Here is a 16,315-nt window from a genome sequence, read left to right on the forward strand (position 1 = left end):
GTTATTTCCATTTCGAGCCGAGCCCGTCGAGCCCGGCTTTCATCAGATCCGCGGGCAGCATCGCGATGCGCAGTTCGCACTCGGCGTCGAGCTTCAGGAACCACGGCTCGGCGAGTGCGGGAATCGCCGAGGCATCGTCGATGTTCACGACCGCCACCGCGCCGCGTTTGCCGCGTTGCTCGGTGAAGTAGATGCTCTCGGGCTTCGTTTCTTCGAGTATCTGCGCGATCAATTCGCCGGCGCGGCCTTCGCGCACGAGCGTGTTGAATGGCTCGTTGGGTATTTGTATGTTGAGAAGCATCCGCATGTCGTCCTCCCGATCGATGCCGAAATGGCATCTTAAGGATAGGTGCTGCATGCGCCGCCGCTGGCGTCCATCGCGGACGATTTATCGCCCGTTATCGCCCGTTGCAGCCGCACGCGGGATGCGTCGGGCTCAGTTGCCGAACAACGAAGCCTGCGTTCCGCGGCTCGCCGTATGGCGCGCGGGTTGAGGCTGCGCGCTGTCTTGCCTGGCCTGTGCCGCTTGCGTGGAGGCGGGCTTCGGCGCCGGCGGCCGTGCCTTCGCTGCGGCATCTGTCATTGCATCTGCTGCCTCATCGGCCGCCGCTTCCAGCGAAGTCTGCCCCGCTTCGAGCGAGAGCAGCAGCATCTTGTTCGCGAGTCCGCCAGCGAAGCCGGTCAGATCGCCCGACGCACCGATCACGCGATGACATGGCGCGACGATCGAAATCGGATTCTTGCCGTTGGCCGCGCCCACCGCGCGCACCGCGTTGACGCTGCCGATCTGCTGGGCGATCTCGGTGTAGCTGCGGGTTTGGCCGAACGGGATCGTCAGCAATGCCTGCCACACTTTCTTCTGGAATTCGGTGCCCTGAAAATCGAGCGGCAGATCGAACGCGTCGCGCGTGCCCGCGAAATACTCGCGCAATTGCCGCTCGGTTTCGACGAGCACCGGGTGTTCGCCCGCTTCGCTCATTTCGCCGAGGCGCACCCGGTTCGGCTTGTCGTTTTCCCACAGAATCGCGGCAAGGCAATCGCCCCTGGCCACGAGCTTCAACTGCCCAACGGGCGAGTCGATCAATTTGTATGTGTAAGTCACTTTGCTTGACTCCTGACGGGGTGAGGCCATTCGGGCCGACCGGCGCGAGAAGGCGCGCCGTTATGGAGCAGTGTGCTCGCCGCGTTGTCCGAAGGCGCTCCAGATATTGCTATTTCATTCGCATTGCATGGCCGTATTTGATACGACGATCATGTCACTGTACCGCAGACGGCTCGCGACTCAGTAGAATTGATACCTTCGGTACGACGCGCGGCGCTACCCGAATCTCTTCTCCTCGATCGTGATTACGACTCTAGAACAACTGCGGGCCGGGCAACTGGCGGGTACGCGCCAGCTCAAGCTGGCAGGCGGCCTGCGCGAATTTCCGCGCGAGATTTTCGATCTCGCCGATACGCTCGAAGTGCTCGACCTCTCGAACAACGTGCTCTCGACGTTGCCCGACGATCTGCCGCGCCTGCGCAAGTTGCGCATTCTCTTCGCATCCAATAACCCGTTCACCGCATTGCCCGAGGTGCTTGGCGAATGCGCGCAATTGAGCATGATCGGCTTCAAGGCGAATCGCATCCGTACCGTGCCGGGCCGCGCATTGCCGCCGTCATTGCGCTGGCTGATTCTGACCGACAACGAGATCGAACGCTTGCCCGCCGAGCTTGGCCGCTGTGCGCAATTGCAGAAGCTGATGCTGGCCGGCAACCGCTTGCACGCCTTGCCCGAGGAACTGGCCGCGTGCTCGCGGCTCGAACTGCTTCGGCTCGCGGCGAATCGCTTCGACGCCTTGCCGCGCTGGCTGTTGCGTCTGCCGCGCCTGGCATGGCTCGCCTATGCGGGCAATCCGTTTGGCATGGCGCTCGAAAATGCGGCGCTGATCGATATGCCGATCCGCGCGATTCGCTGGAACGCGTTGAAGCTCGAACAGCCATTGGGCGAAGGCGCGTCGGGCGTGATTCATCGCGCCTCGCTGTTTGCCGGCCGTGCGGATGCGCCGGAGCGCGAGCCACATGCGGTCGCCGTAAAGCTCTTCAAAGGCGCGGTGACGAGCGACGGGTTGCCCGACTGTGAAATGGCCGCTTGCATTCGCGGCGGCGACCATGCGAACCTGATTCCGGTGCTCGGCAAGGTGGTCGATCATCCGGCGGGCGCGCACGGTCTCGTGATGGAACTGGTCGATCCGTGCTTCGCCAACCTCGCGGGTCCGCCGAGCTTCGAGTCGTGCACGCGCGACGTCTATCGCGACGGCACGCGTTTCGATCTCGCGACCGTGCTCGGCATTGCAAGCGGCATCGCGGACGTCGCGAGTCATCTGCATCGGCGTGGCGTCATGCATGGCGACCTGTACGCGCACAATATCCTGCATGGCGGTGCGGGGCATGCATTGCTCGGCGATTTCGGCGCGGCATCGTTTTATGATGCCGGTGATCGAAGTTCAGGCATGGCCTTGCAGCGGCTCGAAGTGCGGGCCTATGGCTGTCTGCTCGAAGAACTGATCGAGCGGTGCGAAGTGCCCGATACGCCGCCTCGTCGCGCCGCCGTCGCGCAACTCGCGGCGTTGCAGGCGCGCTGCCTGAGCGACGAGATCGACAGCAGGCCACTCTTCGATGAAATTGCCGCGAGCCTCGCGGCCCTGAAGGACGCACAATGAGCATGCGACGATACCGGCACGGCCGGCGCCACGATAATCCTGCATCGGCACTGAAGGCGCGCGCTACCGCGATACGCCAGGGCCGCAGCGAAGGAGACGCGCGATGACGCCGAACCTGCGCCGCCGCATACTGCTCGCCGGTACGCTGGCCGCAAGCGGACTCGCGGGCCTGCCCGCCCTCTTCGCGAGCGACGCATGCGCTGAAGCGCTGCCCGGCGCGAAGCGCAAGATCGCGCTCGTGCTGAAGTCGATGTCGGACCCGTTCACGGTCTCGATGGTCGATGCCGCACGCAATTATCAGCGGCACTTCGCGTCGCAATTGAGTCTGACCCTGCACGGCACGGCCAAACAGACCGACACGGCCGCGCAGATTCGCATCGTCGAGGACATGATCAAGGCGCAGATGAATGCGATCGTGCTCGCGCCGACCGACTCGAAGGCGCTCGTCGCCGTCGTCGCGCGCGGCATCAAGGCCGGCGTCATCATGATTACGATCGACAATCCGCTCGACGACGCGGCGCAGGCGGCCGCCGGCATTTCCGTGCCGTTCGTCGGGCCGAACAATCGCAACGGCGCGAAGCAGGTGGGCGATTATCTGGCCAGGCACCTGAAGGCCGGCGACGAGGTGGGGATCATCGAGGGCATTTCGGTCAGCACCAATGCGCAGCAGCGCACGGCCGGCAGCCGCGATGCGATGGACGCGGCGAACGTGAAGGTCGTCGCGGTGGAGTCCGGCAACTGGGACTACGCCAAGGGCCGCGACGTGGCCGCGAAAATGCTCGGCGAGCATCCGCAGATTCGCGCACTGCTGTGCGGCAACGACAGCATGGCGATGGGCGCGGTCGATGCGATTCGCGACGCGGGCCGAAGCGGTAGCGTCTATGTGACCGGCTATAACGCGATCGATGCGATCAAGCCCTTGCTCGCCGATGGCCGCGTGCTTGCCACGATGAACCAGTTCGCCGACCGCCAGGCCGTGTTCGGTATCGACTTCGCGTTGCGGGCGGTCACCGAGCGGCGCAAGCAGCGCGACTTGTCGACGCTGATCGAGACGCCGCTGCAACTCGTGACGTCTCCCAAAGGTTGAAGCACCGCATGCGGGCCCGCTATCCGGGCCGCATTTCTCGCGCACTTTTCGTGACGCTTGATAACGCTTTCTCGAGCGCGGCAATTCAGAAAACAGACTGAAAAAAGTATTGGCGATACTGCTTTGGCGATATCGCATCAAGCCCGTTTGTGTTTTAGCCTGTCGTTTCCGGCGGTTTTGCGTTATCGTGCTGCAGCAAAAATAGCGGCTGCCGGTGTATTTCCCGCGTATAGCGCGGGACGCGCCGCGATTCGATTTATCCATTGCTGCATGGCGATGGATTCGGAAGGATCAGGAACGCCAACCAGCCGGTTGGCAAGCAAAGAGGAGATGTGTCGTATGTCGTTCAAGTTTCATAAGCTGTTGCCGGTTAGCGCCGCGGTCGTGGCATTCGCAAGCATGGTGGGCACCGCGAACGCGGACCAGATCGTCAAGATCGGTCACGTCGGTCCGCTGACGGGCGGCTCCGCCCACCTCGGCAAGGACAACGAAAACGGCGCGCGTCTCGCGATCGAGGAAATCAACGCGAAGGGTCTCACGATCAACGGCCAGAAGGTCACGTTGGTGCTCGACGCACAGGACGACGCCGGCGACCCGCGCCAGGCGACCCAGGTTGCGCAGAAGCTCGTCGACGACAAGGTCGTTGCGGTGGTCGGCCATCTGAACTCGGGCGCATCGATCCCGGCCTCGAAGATCTATAGCGATGCGGGCATCGCGCAGATTTCGCCTTCGTCGACGAACCCGGCCTATACGCAGCAGGGCTTCAAGACGACCTATCGCGTCGTCGCGACCGACGCGCAGCAGGGCCCCGCGCTCGCGACCTATGCCGCGAAAAACCTGAATGTGAAGAGCGTCGCGGTGGTCGACGATTCGACTGCATACGGTCAAGGTCTCGCGAACGAATTCGAAAAGACCGCGAAGGCACTCGGCCTGAAAGTGATGTCGCACGATGCGACCAACGACAAGGCCGTCGATTTCCGCGCGATTCTGACCAAGATCAAGGGCGAGAATCCCGATGCGATCATGTACGGCGGCATGGATGCCACCGGCGGTCCGTTCGCGAAGCAGGCGCGTCAACTCGGTCTGCGCGCGAAGATGCTGTCGGGCGACGGCGTCTGCACGGAAAGCCTCGCCGATCTCGCCGGCCCGGCGGCAGGCAACGTGGTGTGCTCGCAGGCCGGTATGGCGGTCGAGCGCATGAACGGCGGCGCGGAATTCGCGGCCAAGTACGTGAAGCGCTTCGGCCATCCGATCGAATTCGACGCACCGTTCACGTACGATGCGGTGTATATCGTCGTCGATGCGATGAAGCGCGCTAACTCGACCGATCCGGCGAAGGTGCTCGCGAAAGTGTCGGGCACCGACTACAAGGGCGTGACCGGCGAAACGACGTTCGACGCGAAGGGTGACCTGCAGCACGGCGTCATCTCGCTGTACGACTACAAGGACGGTAAGAAGACGCTGCTCGACGTCATGAAGATGTAAAAGCGCTTGCCAGGGTAGAAGAGGAAAAGGCCGATGAAGCATAGCTTCATCGGCCTTTTTTAACGGCAATGGCTTCGCTCGAGCGAGGCCATTGCATTGATGGCGGCGCTTACAGCACCCACGGCACCTACGGCACGAGCCACAGCGCCACGGCATAGATCACGAGCGACACGGCGAACGTCACTGCCGTATAGCCCATGACGCGCTGAATGCGGATGCCCGCGATCGCGACGATCGGCACGGCCCAGAACGGTTGCAGCATGTTCGACACGTTCTCGGCCATCGCCACGCCCATTGCGGTACGCGGCACCGATGCGTGCAGGCTGATGGCGGCAGGCAGCACGAACGGACCCTGCACTGCCCAGTGACCGCCGGCGCTCGGCACGAGCAGCGTGATAATCAGCGAACTCAGATAGCTCCACAACGGCAGCGTGGCCGGCGAGGCAATCGTCACGAACGCTTTCGCGATCATCGACGCGAGGCCCGTGCCCTTCATGATGCCCATGATGCCGCCGTACATCGGGTATTGCAGCAGCATCGAACCGGTCTGACGCGCCGCGCGGCGGATCGAATTCGCGTAGGCGATCGGCGTGCGCTGCAGCGCGAGCCCGATCAGCAGGAAGATCAGGATCGTGTTGTTGATGTCGAGATCGAAGCCTTCCTTGTGCCACGTCATTGCGAGGTAGCCGATGCCGAGCGCGAGCAGCAGCAGCGTGCCGAGAACCGATCGTTCGAGGCGCGCCGCGAGCGACGAGGCACCGCTCGCGCGAGCATGCGGATCGTCGCTTGGTGCGTCGGCGGCTTCCTCGCCGCTCTGGCGAAACGCGACGACGTTCTCGGCTTTCGGATGCATCCTGATGAAGATCGCGGTCATCACGACCACGACGAGCACGGTCGGAACGAACACGAACGGCGCGAAGATGGTTTCGCCGAGCGGCACCACGTGGCCAGTCGCTTTCTCGACGAGATTCAGCGCGTTGCCGTGCGATGCCTGCGAAAGCGCGATCGAACTCGACAGCCCGCTGTTGCAGATCGACCAGGCCGAATAGCTGCCGGCGACGAGCCACGCGAAATCGACATCGACGCGCCGTGCAATTTCCCGCGACAGCAGCGCGCCGACGATCAGACCGAGCCCCCAGTTGAGCCACGCCGCCACCGCGACGACCGGAAACACGAGCAGCGCGGCGCGCGTCGGCGTATTCGCGTTGGCCGCGAGCGCGCGCAGTCCGCGCTGCACGATGGGGGCTTCCGCAATGGCGTAGCCGGTCGCGAGGATCAGGATCATCTGCAGTGCGAAGCCCAGAATGCCGAATGTTCCGGTGTACCAGGAATCGAGCAGCGTCGGCAGCGTTCCGGTCGGCGCGATCAGCAGCGCGAGCGCGGCGACGAAAAACGTCAGGCAGATGGACAGCACGAACGGGTCGGGCATGACCTGCTCGAAAACGTAAACCAGGCCTTCGACGAGGCTGCGCGACGTGGCGGGCTGGGCGGCAGGGTGGGGGGAAGTGTCTCGCGTCATATGTGTGGCTCTGAATGATGCCCGGTCATTTGCATGACGGAGCGAACAGGGCAGGTGCGCGGCGTGCCGTCAGGACCTCTGCCCTCCTTTTCAATGTTCTTGCAATGAACATCGTTTCGTTAACCGAACGGGCTATTATTCTGCTCACGCGAGATCAATGTCAAGAAAAGCGATGCTCGACGTTGGACGTTTCGATCATAGAGCACCGAGTTTGCAATTCGTCACAATCGCACCTTCGATTGCGCTTGCAGGCGCCGAAGTTAAATGAGAAGGTGCAGCCCCATGAAGACGGGCGAGTTGATCTTTGGCATGACGAAATGAGTCGAGGCCGAACGATTGGAATGCCAGTGCGAGACTGCCGGGCGAAGTCCTGCTGCATGGTGCCGATCCGTTTTCCCTTGACACACTGCGCGAGTCAAGGTGAGCACGCCGAAGGCGTCAGGCCTCGCGTCGCGAACGTTTTTGCGATACGCCCGTTGGGCGCTTGCAATCTCAGCGAACTCAGCGATCTCAACGAACCAGACCAAAGACTATGACGATTGTTTATCGCGGCATGGACCGGCCGACACTCGATGCGGCCTACAACAACACCAAGGCCATTCCTAACTTTCCGGAAGTCCTGGCGGATTTTCAGTCGCGTAGCGCGACGCTGTACGAGCGTGTGCCGGGCCGGCGCGATCTGCGTTACGGCGAGCGCGTTCGCGAGCGTTTCGACTGGCTCTCCTGCGGCGAGGCCGATGCGCCCACCTTCATCTTCATCCACGGCGGCTACTGGCAGAACTGCGTGAAGGAAGATTTCGCGTTTATCGCCGATGGTCCGCTCGCGAGAAGCTTCAATGTCGTGCTGGCCGAATACACGCTGGCGCCCCAAGCCTCGATGACGCAGATCGTCGGCGAGATCGGCCGGCTGCTCGATCATCTGCACGCGGACCCGGATGGGCTCGGCATCGCGGGTCGGCCCGTGTGCCTGAGCGGGCACTCGGCCGGCGGTCATCTGCGCTGCATCGCGCGCACCCGCTCGTCACGCGTGCGCTGCCGATCAGCGCGCTGGTCGATCTCGAACCGGTCAGCCTGTCGTGGCTCAACGACAAGCTGCAATTGAGCCAGCACGAAATCGCCGCCTACAGTCCGCTGCATCACATCGGCAAGGGCGTGCCGACCGTCGTCGCGGTGGGCGCGGCGGAATTGCCGGAGCTCGTGCGCCAGTCCGAGGACTACGCGGCGGCGTGCGGCGCCGCCGGCGAGAACGCCGTCTACGTTCCGATGCCGGGGTGTACGCATTTTTCGGTACTCGACGATCTCGCGCGGCCGGACGGGATGCTGCTGAGCGCGCTTCAGCGGCTGGCTTGAGCGTCAGCGCGCCGGAGCGGGGCCGCCGGCATCACCTGATCCGCTCGAATCGATTAATATCTTTTCCGACCTGATGGCGCCGGAAAAATATATTGGACGTCTTACCGGCGCTCTTGCACTATTCGTTTCCAGCGCAAGCCGCGCCCCGTGGCGATTCTCACCGCTCGCGGGCCAGCGGAATGCCGGCGCCGCCCACGGCGGGTCCACGGCAGCGCCCCGGCGGGTCCGCGCGCCATTCCAATTCGATAACAGCAATCCCCAAGGACACAGATGCCTCACTATCGCTCACGCACCTCGACGCATGGCCGCAACATGGCCGGCGCCCGCGCTTTGTGGCGCGCCACCGGCATGAAGGACAACGATTTCGGCAAGCCCATCATTGCGGTGGTGAACTCGTTCACCCAGTTCGTGCCGGGCCACGTGCATCTGCGCGACCTGGGCGCGCTGGTCGCGCAGCAGATCGAAGCGGCTGGCGGCGTGGCGAAGGAATTCAACACGATCGCCGTCGACGACGGTATCGCGATGGGCCACGACGGCATGCTCTATTCGCTGCCGTCGCGCGAACTGATCGCGGACTCGGTCGAGTACATGGTCAACGCGCATTGCGCCGACGCGATGGTTTGCATCTCCAATTGCGACAAGATCACCCCGGGCATGCTGATGGCCGCGATGCGCCTGAACATTCCGGTCGTGTTCGTGTCGGGCGGTCCGATGGAAGCGGGCAAGGTCAAGTCGCCGGCCGACGGCCAGGTGATCGCGAAGATCGACCTGATCGACGCGATGATCAAGGCCGCCGATCCGAAGATCAGCGACGCCGAAGTCGCCGAGGTCGAGCGCAGCGCGTGCCCGACCTGCGGTTCGTGCTCGGGCATGTTCACGGCGAATTCGATGAACTGCCTGACCGAAGCGATCGGTCTCGCCTTGCCGGGCAACGGCACGATCGTCGCGACGCACGCATGGCGCAAGGGCCTGTTCGAGCAGGCCGGCCGCCTCGTCGTCGATCTGTGCCGCCGCTACTATCAGGAAGAGGACGCGTCGGTCCTGCCGCGCAATATCGCCACGAAGCAGGCGTTCGAGAACGCGATGACGCTCGACGTCGCGATGGGCGGCTCGACCAACACCGTGCTGCACCTGCTGGCCGCCGCGCAGGAAGCGGGCGTCGATTTCACGATGTCGGATATCGACCGCATCTCGCGCAAGGTGCCGTGCCTGTGCAAGGCGGCGCCCATGACCGACAAGTACCACATCGAGGACGTGCATCGCGCGGGCGGCATCATCGGTATTCTCGGCGAACTCGCGCGCGCGGAACTGCTCGACCTGTCGTGCGGCAACGTGCATAGCGGCACGCTCGGCAACGCGATTGCGAAGTGGGACGTCGCCGGCGGCGCGGGCGAGGAAGCGCAGAAGTTCTTCCGCGCGGCGCCGGGCGGTATTCCGACCACGGTCGCGTTCAGCCAGGAAGCGACGTTTGCCTCGCTCGACCTGGACCGCAAGAGCGGCTGTATCCGCAGCAAGGCGGATGCGTATTCGAAGGACGGCGGCCTCGCCGTGCTGTACGGCAACCTCGCGCTGAACGGCTGCATCGTGAAGACCGCTGGTGTCGACGAATCGCAGTGGAAGTTCTCGGGCCGCGCGCGCGTGTTCGAAAGCCAGGACGCAGCCGTCGAGGCAATTCTCGGCGACCAGGTGGTCGCGGGCGACGTCGTCGTGATCCGCTACGAAGGTCCGAAGGGCGGCCCCGGCATGCAGGAGATGCTGTACCCGACGTCGTATCTGAAGTCGAAGGGCCTCGGCAAGACCTGCGCGCTGTTTACCGACGGACGCTTCTCGGGCGGTTCGTCGGGCCTCGTGATCGGCCATGCGTCGCCGGAAGCGGCCGAAGGCGGCATGATCGGTCTGGTAGAAGACGGCGACAAGATCGAGATCGACATCCCGGAGCGCAAGATGCATCTCGCGGTGTCGGACGAAGAACTCGCACGCCGTCGCGCGGCGATGGAAGCGCGCGGCGACAAGGCGTGGATGCCGGCGAACCGCGAGCGTGTCGTGTCGCAGGCATTGCAGGCGTATGCGGCGCTCGCGACGTCGGCGGATCGCGGCGCGGTGCGCGATATCTCGCAACTGAAGCGCAAGTAAGACGGGCATGGCGCGCTAACGACGCGCTGATGTGGCGATAACGGCTCCGGTGCGATCGAGCGAGCGGAGCCGATAGACAACCGGTATGCGGGGTTCCGCGTACCGGTTTTTTATTGGCCGCGAAGCGTTGTCTAACCGGCGGGCGCAATGAGGAGGCGCAATGAGCCGGCTGCTTGAAGTATTGGCAACTTCGTGCACGCAGCGGCGGTGCCTTGCGGCGGGTTCGAACAGTCGGGGATTGGCCGCGAGTGCGGCACGTTCAGGCTCGGGGCGTTGCTTGAGCCGAAGAGGGTGTTGCCTGAGGTGAAGCGCAGGAAGCGCAGCGGCAGGAGCCCGCGGATTTTCCGCTAGGCTCGTTGCCGCCGCGTGAGGAACCCGCTTACTTGATGGCCTGGATTTCGTCGGCGATCTGCTTCATTTGCGGGGTCTTCTCGTACTTCGTCCACACCGGCTGCATCGCCTTCACGAAAGCTGCGCGGTCGATCTGCGAAGCGGGGATGATCGTCGCGCCGCCCTTCGTGACCGTCTTCTGCGCATCGGCTTCACGCGCGGTCCACAGCTTCTGGTAGTAAGGCACCGAGTCGGCCGCCGCTTTCTTGATGATCTGCTGTTCCTGCGGGCTCAGCGTGTCCCACACCTTTTTCGAGAACACCAGCACTTCCGGCGTCATCGAATGCTGGGTTTCGGAGTAGATGGTCGCGACTTCGTAGTGCTTGCCTTCTTCATACGTCGGCAGGTTGTTTTCCGCGCCGTCGACGAGGCCGGTCTTCAGGCCCGTATAGACTTCGGCGGTCGGCATCGGCGTCGGGATGCCGCCCATTGCCTTGATTTCGTCGACCATCAGGTCCGACGGCTGCACGCGCACCTTCACGCCCTTCATGTCGGCCGGCGACTTGATCGGCTTCTTCGCGTACATCGAGCGTGCGCCGCTTTCATAGAACGTCAGCGCGATCATGCCTTTCGCCGTGAACGCGTCGAGAATCTTCTGGCCTTCCGGACCGTACATCACCTTGCGGAATTGGTCGATGTCGCGGAACAGGAACGGCAGCGACGGGATCATCGATTCCGGCACGATCTCGTTGAACGCCGCGCCGTTCGCGCGCGTCATGTCGAGTGCGCCGATGCGGACCTGGTCGATCGTGTCGTTTTCGGAGCCGAGCGAGCTATTGCCGAAGACCTTCACCGAATCCTTGCCGTTGGTCGCCTTGCTGATTTCCTCGCCCATGAACTTCACGGCCATGTTGGTCGGATAGGTATCGCCATGGACGTCGGCCACACGAAACACGCGCGCTTGTGCCGAACCCATGCTGAACGCCAGCGCCGCGGCTGCGACGATCATCGAAACACGGGAAGAGGCAAACTTCTTGTTCATCGTGACATTCCTTAAGAAATAGATCACTCAGCGGATCGCGGATACCGCCGGGTGGTGTGGGGTACGTCGTACGGCCCGCAAGGCGGGTGGCATTTTTGCGGGCCGCACGGTCGCCTTCATCGAGGGCGAATGCTTTAAACCGGGTTCGATACGCTGACAGGCAAAGGCGCGGCGGCGGCTCAAATGTTGTACGACAACGTACAAATTTTATAAAACTCGTTTGAGCTGCACATTTAGTGTTTACCCGCTAGGTAGATGTAAAGGAGATGACGAATCTGTCAGAAAGACAAATTCGATCGCGGGTTTTGGGGACTGGAATCGAGGGTGACGGGTGTGCGGGGCGATGCTGTGGTTGGGGAGGTGGGGGGAGCGGGTTTGATTGAAATAGAGTTGTACGACGACAAACGTTTATCGCCTGGCACCTCACTTCGCGATAAACGTATCGATCCGTTTAATGAGGGTGATCCAGGCCCTGTCGAATAAAGCGGAAGCAGACAAAAAGTAAACCAGAAGTTGAACGTTAGGCCACGCGGCAGTCACGACCCGATAATGACGGTTGCCGAACCTCACGGGCGTTGACAGCTTTGTAATATACATAAATAATGAGACGCATTATCATTTCGGGCGTGATGCTCGCTCATCCCGTAACAATGTGACAGGCTCGCACCGCGATTCCGCCCACTCTTCGTTGATCGCTGCCTTCATCAAGCACTACGAAGATCTCGTCAGCCATGTACGGCGTCGCTTTGGCGATCGAGCGTTCGCCTGCGATGTGGTTCAGGATGTCGGTGTCCAGCTTCTCCAGCGGCCTCCTGAAGCCGCCGTCCATGCGCCACTCGCGTTTTTGCGGCATATGTCTATCCATCGGGCGATCGATCGATGGAGAGGAGATGAGGCGCATGCAAGTCACACGGAATCGACGGGTGTGGTTGTTCCCGATACGCGCTCGGACGATAACGACGGAGAGCAGGCCCTGAGTTACCAGCAGACCGTGCAGGAGCTCGAGCAGATCATCAATGCCTTGCCCGAGCGATGCCGCGAGGTGTTCATCCTCCACAAACTGCACGATTTATCGCAGGAAGAAGTGGCGGCACAATTGCGGATGTCGCGTAACATGGTGGCCAAACATATGGCCCGTGCGATGACGGCCCTTACTCCGATCCTGCAGAACACTCTGCGTACCTAGACGGCAAATGCCGATGTTGCCTGAGCCTTCCCGTAGTCACGATTCGACATCCCTTCAAGACGGCTCGCTCGATCCCTTCAAGGACGCGTTGCGCGCGCGTTATCCGCTTGACGCGGTGGTGCGCCGGGCGGCTCGCCGCCGAACAATACGGCGCGTTACCGGCAGTACGATGCTGTCTGCGGCGGCGGTCGCTGCAGTCTGGTTCGCCGATCCGCCTTACCGTGTCGATACGCTGCAGACCGCCGTAGGCGAGCACCGTGACTGGTTGCTTGCGGACGGTAGCCGGCTTGCGCTCAATACGGGTTCGTCCGTGCGTGCCGAATGGTATATCCGGTCGCGCCGTGTGCAGATCGATCGTGGAGAGGCATCGATTGAAGTCGCGCATTCCTTGTTCCGCCCGCTGGTGACCTACGCAGGTGATGTCGTGATTCACGACGTCGGGACGACGTTCGCTGTACGGCGCGATGCTGCCAGCGTGCAGGTTGGCGTGGTGTCCGGTTCGGTCGCCGTCGCCACAGGCGCGCAAGCTCCCGTCGACCTTAAGCCCGATCAGGCCGTTACCGTTGCCGCTGGTCATATAGGTGCACGCCAGTCGTTCGATCCCAATCAGGCGTTGGGCTGGCGCGATGGGCGCCTCGCGTTCGACGGAACGCCATTAAGCGTCGCCGTTGCGGAAATGCGCCGTTATCGGCAGGCGCCAATCGAACTCGATCCTCGCGCGGCAAACCTGCGTGTATCTGGCCAGTTCAATACCGCCAACATCGACGCGCTGCTCGATATGTTGCCCCACGTGCTGCCGCTGAAGGTAAAGCGTGACGCCAATGGTGCGGCCATGATCGCGCATCGCTAGTCACCCACCCTGCCTCAAAAATATTTTCTCCGGGACGTCAACAAAACCATCGGCCGATCCGGCAACCCTTGTGAGAGTCATCGATTTATATCGATTCAAACGAGGAGCGGTGGTATGGAGATTCATGGGCGCCATGCTGGTTTGGGGCGCATCGCGTGCGTAGCGGTTGCGAGTAGCTGTCTGTCGGCCGCGGCGTGGGGGCAGGGTGGGGACCTGGCATCATTCGACATTCCTGCGCAGCGACTTGACCGCGCGCTGAATGCGTTTGCGCGGCAGTCCAATGCGCAACTGCTGTTTTCGACGGCCAGCGCCGAGCAGGCGACGAGCCATGCCGTGAAAGGCAGGATGACCGCCTCCGCAGCGCTAGACCAGTTGTTAGCGGGCTCCGGAATGCGCGCTCAAGCGACAGGCGCGAACACGTTCACGGTGGAGCGTGCAGCGCCCGCATCGCCAGAATCCGATTCGAGTGCGAGCCGTTCGGCGGAGCCGGCAGAGCTCTCGGCCATCGCTATTTCAGCAGATCGGACCCATAGCGACCTCGTTCGTCCTACGCGACAGATCACGGTCATTGACCGCGACGAACTGCGCGATCTGCAAACCGGCTCGAACAATCTGGCGACGGTATTGAGCAAGGCTGTGCCCGGCATGGCCGATTCGAGCCATACGATCACCGACTACGGCCAAACCCTGCGTGGCAGAAATATCCTCGTGCTGGTCGATGGCGTGCCGCTGAACACCAATCGCGATTCCGCCCGCAATCTGGCAAACGTCGATCCGAACAACATCGAGAAAGTCGAAGTCCTGCGTGGCAGCAGCGCGGTCTACGGCGCGGGCGCAACAGGTGGCATTGTGTCGTTCACGACGCGGCAGCCCGGTGGTGAGCCTCGCGCCGAGACGACGTTTTTCATGACGTCGCCGCTTTCCCATTTGGGGAGTAGCGGCCTTGGCGGCACCGTCCAGCAGTATTTCGCGGGCAGTCACGGCCCCGTCGAATATGAGTTCAACGTCGACGCGCAGCACATCGGCAGCTCATACGACGCGCGCGGTCATCGCATTGCGCCGGAGCCCAGTCAGGGCGATCTGTTCGACTCGAACGTCTATAACGTCGAAGGCAAACTCGGATTTCGCATCGATGCGAACCAGCGCATCGTGTTTTCGGCGAGCCACTTCGACGCGAAGCAGGACACCGATTACGCAAGCGATCCATCGGTCGCGAAGCTGACACCCGGCACGGTTGCCGCTCGCGCAAAAGATGGACTCCAGCTCGACGACCAGAACCGCATCCGCAACACGCAGCTCAACCTGCAATACAGCAACAAGGATGTGCTGGGCAGCGAGGTCGCGGCGCAAATCTATTATCGGGACTACTACACACGTTTTGCACCGTTCGACGCGCGTGCCGTTGCAACGCGTGGGAGCAATATCGACCAGGTCATGCAGGATTCGAAGGTATTCGGTAGCCGTCTGACGATCACGACGCCGCTCGATCGCGCCGGCCGCACGAAGATTCAGTGGGGCGCCGATTTCAACCAGGAGCGCAGCGACATGCCGGACGATATTTTCTCGCCCACGGCATACGACGCCAGTGGCGGTCTGGTCTATCGCAAGACCGGAACGCTCATGTATCTTCCGCCGCTCACGACGACCAGCGTCGGCGGATTCGCGCAGCTGCAACACAAGTTCAACGAAAAATGGTCGGCGGAAGGCGGTGTGCGCTACGAGCATGCAAGCGGGAGCTTCGATAGTTTCGTGCCGCTTTCGCAATTGCGGCTGGCGAACAAGTACATGGTGCCGGGCGGATCGACCGATTACGGCGCGTGGTTGTTTAATGCGGGCGTTGCCTATGTGCCCATTCCGGGCCAGGAAGTCTATGCGGCGTTCAGTCAGGGCTTCCAGTTGCCAGACGTCGGCCTGCAATTGCGCAATGCAACCGCAGGTTTCGATATTCACTCGTCGAGCCTTGAGCCTGTTAAAACCAATAACTATGAGATCGGCTGGCGCGGCAGCCTCGGCAAAAACACGGACGGCACCATCGCATTGTTCTACACGACGTCCGAGCTTGGCGATGTGCAGAGCTTTAACAACGGTTTGATTCTCACGCGAACGGCCGAGCGCATTTCCGGCGTCGAAGCGACGCTCGACTACGTGAGCGACGATGACAAGTGGGGTGCAGGCGGCACGCTGACCTACATTCAAGGCCGCGAGCGTCCGCAGAACAGCGCGAATTTTCAGGACATGACGGGCTACCGGATTCCGCCGCTCAAGCTGACCGCGTATCTCGAGTACCGGCCGTCTTCTCGCTGGAGCAATCGCCTGCAGACGACGTTCTACGCGGCCCGCGACTACCGGCTCAACGGCAAGACCAGCTTCGGGCGCATGGATGTGAGCAGTTATACGTCCGTCGATCTGATCTCGCGCTATCAGGTCACGAAAAAGGATCGCGTGACGGTCGGCGTCGAAAACCTGCTGAACCGTTATTACTTCCCGCAATACAGCCAGCTCATGCGCAACAGCAACAACACGAGCCGCCTGCCTGCCGCAGGCGCCGTGATGACGGCCAGCTATACCCATCGCTGGTAAGGGTGCGCGGCGTTCTTCGGGGCGCCGTGCGCGTTCGTTAGTTAATGAGAC

11 protein-coding genes and 1 pseudogene are annotated in these 16,315 nt (G+C 62.3%); 8 read left to right on the plus strand and 4 right to left on the minus strand.

Features of this window, described 5'->3' with window-relative positions; translation table 11 throughout:
- Position 1: 1 nt before the first annotated feature.
- Both F3J20_RS03185 and F3J20_RS03190 read right to left on the minus strand, forming a co-directional pair.
- Complete coding sequence (locus tag F3J20_RS03185) at positions 2-307, minus strand: panthothenate synthetase (RefSeq protein WP_167281873.1); 306 nt, start codon at positions 305-307, stop codon at positions 2-4.
- 129 nt (positions 308-436) lie between these two features.
- Positions 437-1,102, minus strand: a complete 666-nt coding sequence (locus tag F3J20_RS03190) for a methylated-DNA--[protein]-cysteine S-methyltransferase (protein WP_167044838.1) — start codon at positions 1,100-1,102, stop codon at positions 437-439.
- Positions 1,103-1,343: 241 nt separating this feature from the next.
- Between F3J20_RS03190 and F3J20_RS03195 the strand changes: the two genes are divergently transcribed.
- The 3 genes from F3J20_RS03195 to F3J20_RS03205 all read left to right on the plus strand — a co-directional run bounded on the left by F3J20_RS03195 (position 1,344) and on the right by F3J20_RS03205 (position 5,274).
- Complete coding sequence (locus tag F3J20_RS03195; RefSeq protein WP_167281875.1) at positions 1,344-2,702, plus strand: leucine-rich repeat-containing protein kinase family protein; 1,359 nt, start codon at positions 1,344-1,346, stop codon at positions 2,700-2,702.
- 103 nt (positions 2,703-2,805) lie between these two features.
- On the plus strand, positions 2,806-3,789 hold the full coding sequence (locus F3J20_RS03200) for a substrate-binding domain-containing protein (protein WP_167044832.1): 984 nt from the start codon (positions 2,806-2,808) through the stop codon (positions 3,787-3,789).
- A 339-nt stretch (positions 3,790-4,128) separates the two neighbouring features.
- On the plus strand, positions 4,129-5,274 hold the full coding sequence (locus F3J20_RS03205) for a branched-chain amino acid ABC transporter substrate-binding protein (protein ID WP_167281877.1): 1,146 nt from the start codon (positions 4,129-4,131) through the stop codon (positions 5,272-5,274).
- 127 nt (positions 5,275-5,401) lie between these two features.
- On the opposite strand, the gene F3J20_RS03210 is transcribed toward F3J20_RS03205, so the two are convergent.
- A complete protein-coding gene (locus tag F3J20_RS03210; protein WP_167044828.1) occupies positions 5,402-6,793 on the minus strand; it encodes a TIGR00366 family protein in 1,392 nt (463 codons plus the stop codon).
- A 532-nt stretch (positions 6,794-7,325) separates the two neighbouring features.
- Here F3J20_RS03210 and F3J20_RS03215 point away from each other — a divergent pair.
- Together F3J20_RS03215 and ilvD are read left to right on the plus strand one after the other, a co-directional pair.
- A pseudogene (locus F3J20_RS03215) lies at positions 7,326-8,143 on the plus strand (alpha/beta hydrolase).
- A 270-nt stretch (positions 8,144-8,413) separates the two neighbouring features.
- A complete protein-coding gene (gene ilvD / locus F3J20_RS03220; RefSeq protein WP_167281879.1) occupies positions 8,414-10,276 on the plus strand; it encodes a dihydroxy-acid dehydratase in 1,863 nt (620 codons plus the stop codon).
- Between the two features lie 379 nt (positions 10,277-10,655).
- On the opposite strand, the gene F3J20_RS03225 is transcribed toward ilvD, so the two are convergent.
- The gene (locus tag F3J20_RS03225) at positions 10,656-11,648 is read right to left on the minus strand and encodes a TRAP transporter substrate-binding protein (protein WP_167044819.1); all 993 of its coding nucleotides are present in this window, start codon (positions 11,646-11,648) and stop codon (positions 10,656-10,658) included.
- Positions 11,649-12,300: 652 nt separating this feature from the next.
- Between F3J20_RS03225 and F3J20_RS03230 the strand changes: the two genes are divergently transcribed.
- From F3J20_RS03230 to F3J20_RS03240, 3 genes are all read left to right on the plus strand, one after another.
- A complete protein-coding gene (locus F3J20_RS03230; protein WP_167282041.1) occupies positions 12,301-12,834 on the plus strand; it encodes an RNA polymerase sigma factor in 534 nt (177 codons plus the stop codon).
- A gap of 13 nt (positions 12,835-12,847) precedes the next feature.
- Positions 12,848-13,684: a FecR domain-containing protein gene (locus F3J20_RS03235; protein ID WP_167281881.1), complete on the plus strand. Its 837-nt coding sequence runs from the start codon at positions 12,848-12,850 to the stop codon at positions 13,682-13,684.
- 114 nt (positions 13,685-13,798) lie between these two features.
- Positions 13,799-16,264, plus strand: a complete 2,466-nt coding sequence (locus F3J20_RS03240) for a TonB-dependent receptor (RefSeq protein WP_167281883.1) — start codon at positions 13,799-13,801, stop codon at positions 16,262-16,264.
- Positions 16,265-16,315 lie beyond the last annotated feature (51 nt).

The sequence above is a fragment of the Paraburkholderia sp. Cy-641 genome (genome assembly GCF_011752945.1).
Lineage (GTDB): Bacteria > Pseudomonadota > Gammaproteobacteria > Burkholderiales > Burkholderiaceae > Paraburkholderia.

Excerpts from the sequence above, each read along its gene's own strand:
- F3J20_RS03235 (WP_167281881.1), top strand. The coding sequence starts at position 12,848 with ATGTTGCCTGAGCCTTCCCGTAGTCACGATTCGACATCCCTTCAAGAC.
- ilvD (WP_167281879.1), top strand. The coding sequence starts at position 8,414 with ATGCCTCACTATCGCTCACGCACCTCGACGCATGGCCGCAACATGGCC.
- F3J20_RS03240 (WP_167281883.1), top strand. The coding sequence starts at position 13,799 with ATGGAGATTCATGGGCGCCATGCTGGTTTGGGGCGCATCGCGTGCGTA.
- F3J20_RS03225 (WP_167044819.1), bottom strand. The coding sequence starts at position 11,648 with ATGAACAAGAAGTTTGCCTCTTCCCGTGTTTCGATGATCGTCGCAGCC.
- F3J20_RS03200 (WP_167044832.1), top strand. The coding sequence starts at position 2,806 with ATGACGCCGAACCTGCGCCGCCGCATACTGCTCGCCGGTACGCTGGCC.
- F3J20_RS03205 (WP_167281877.1), top strand. The coding sequence starts at position 4,129 with ATGTCGTTCAAGTTTCATAAGCTGTTGCCGGTTAGCGCCGCGGTCGTG.
- F3J20_RS03185 (WP_167281873.1), bottom strand. The coding sequence starts at position 307 with ATGCGGATGCTTCTCAACATACAAATACCCAACGAGCCATTCAACACG.
- F3J20_RS03210 (WP_167044828.1), bottom strand. The coding sequence starts at position 6,793 with ATGACGCGAGACACTTCCCCCCACCCTGCCGCCCAGCCCGCCACGTCG.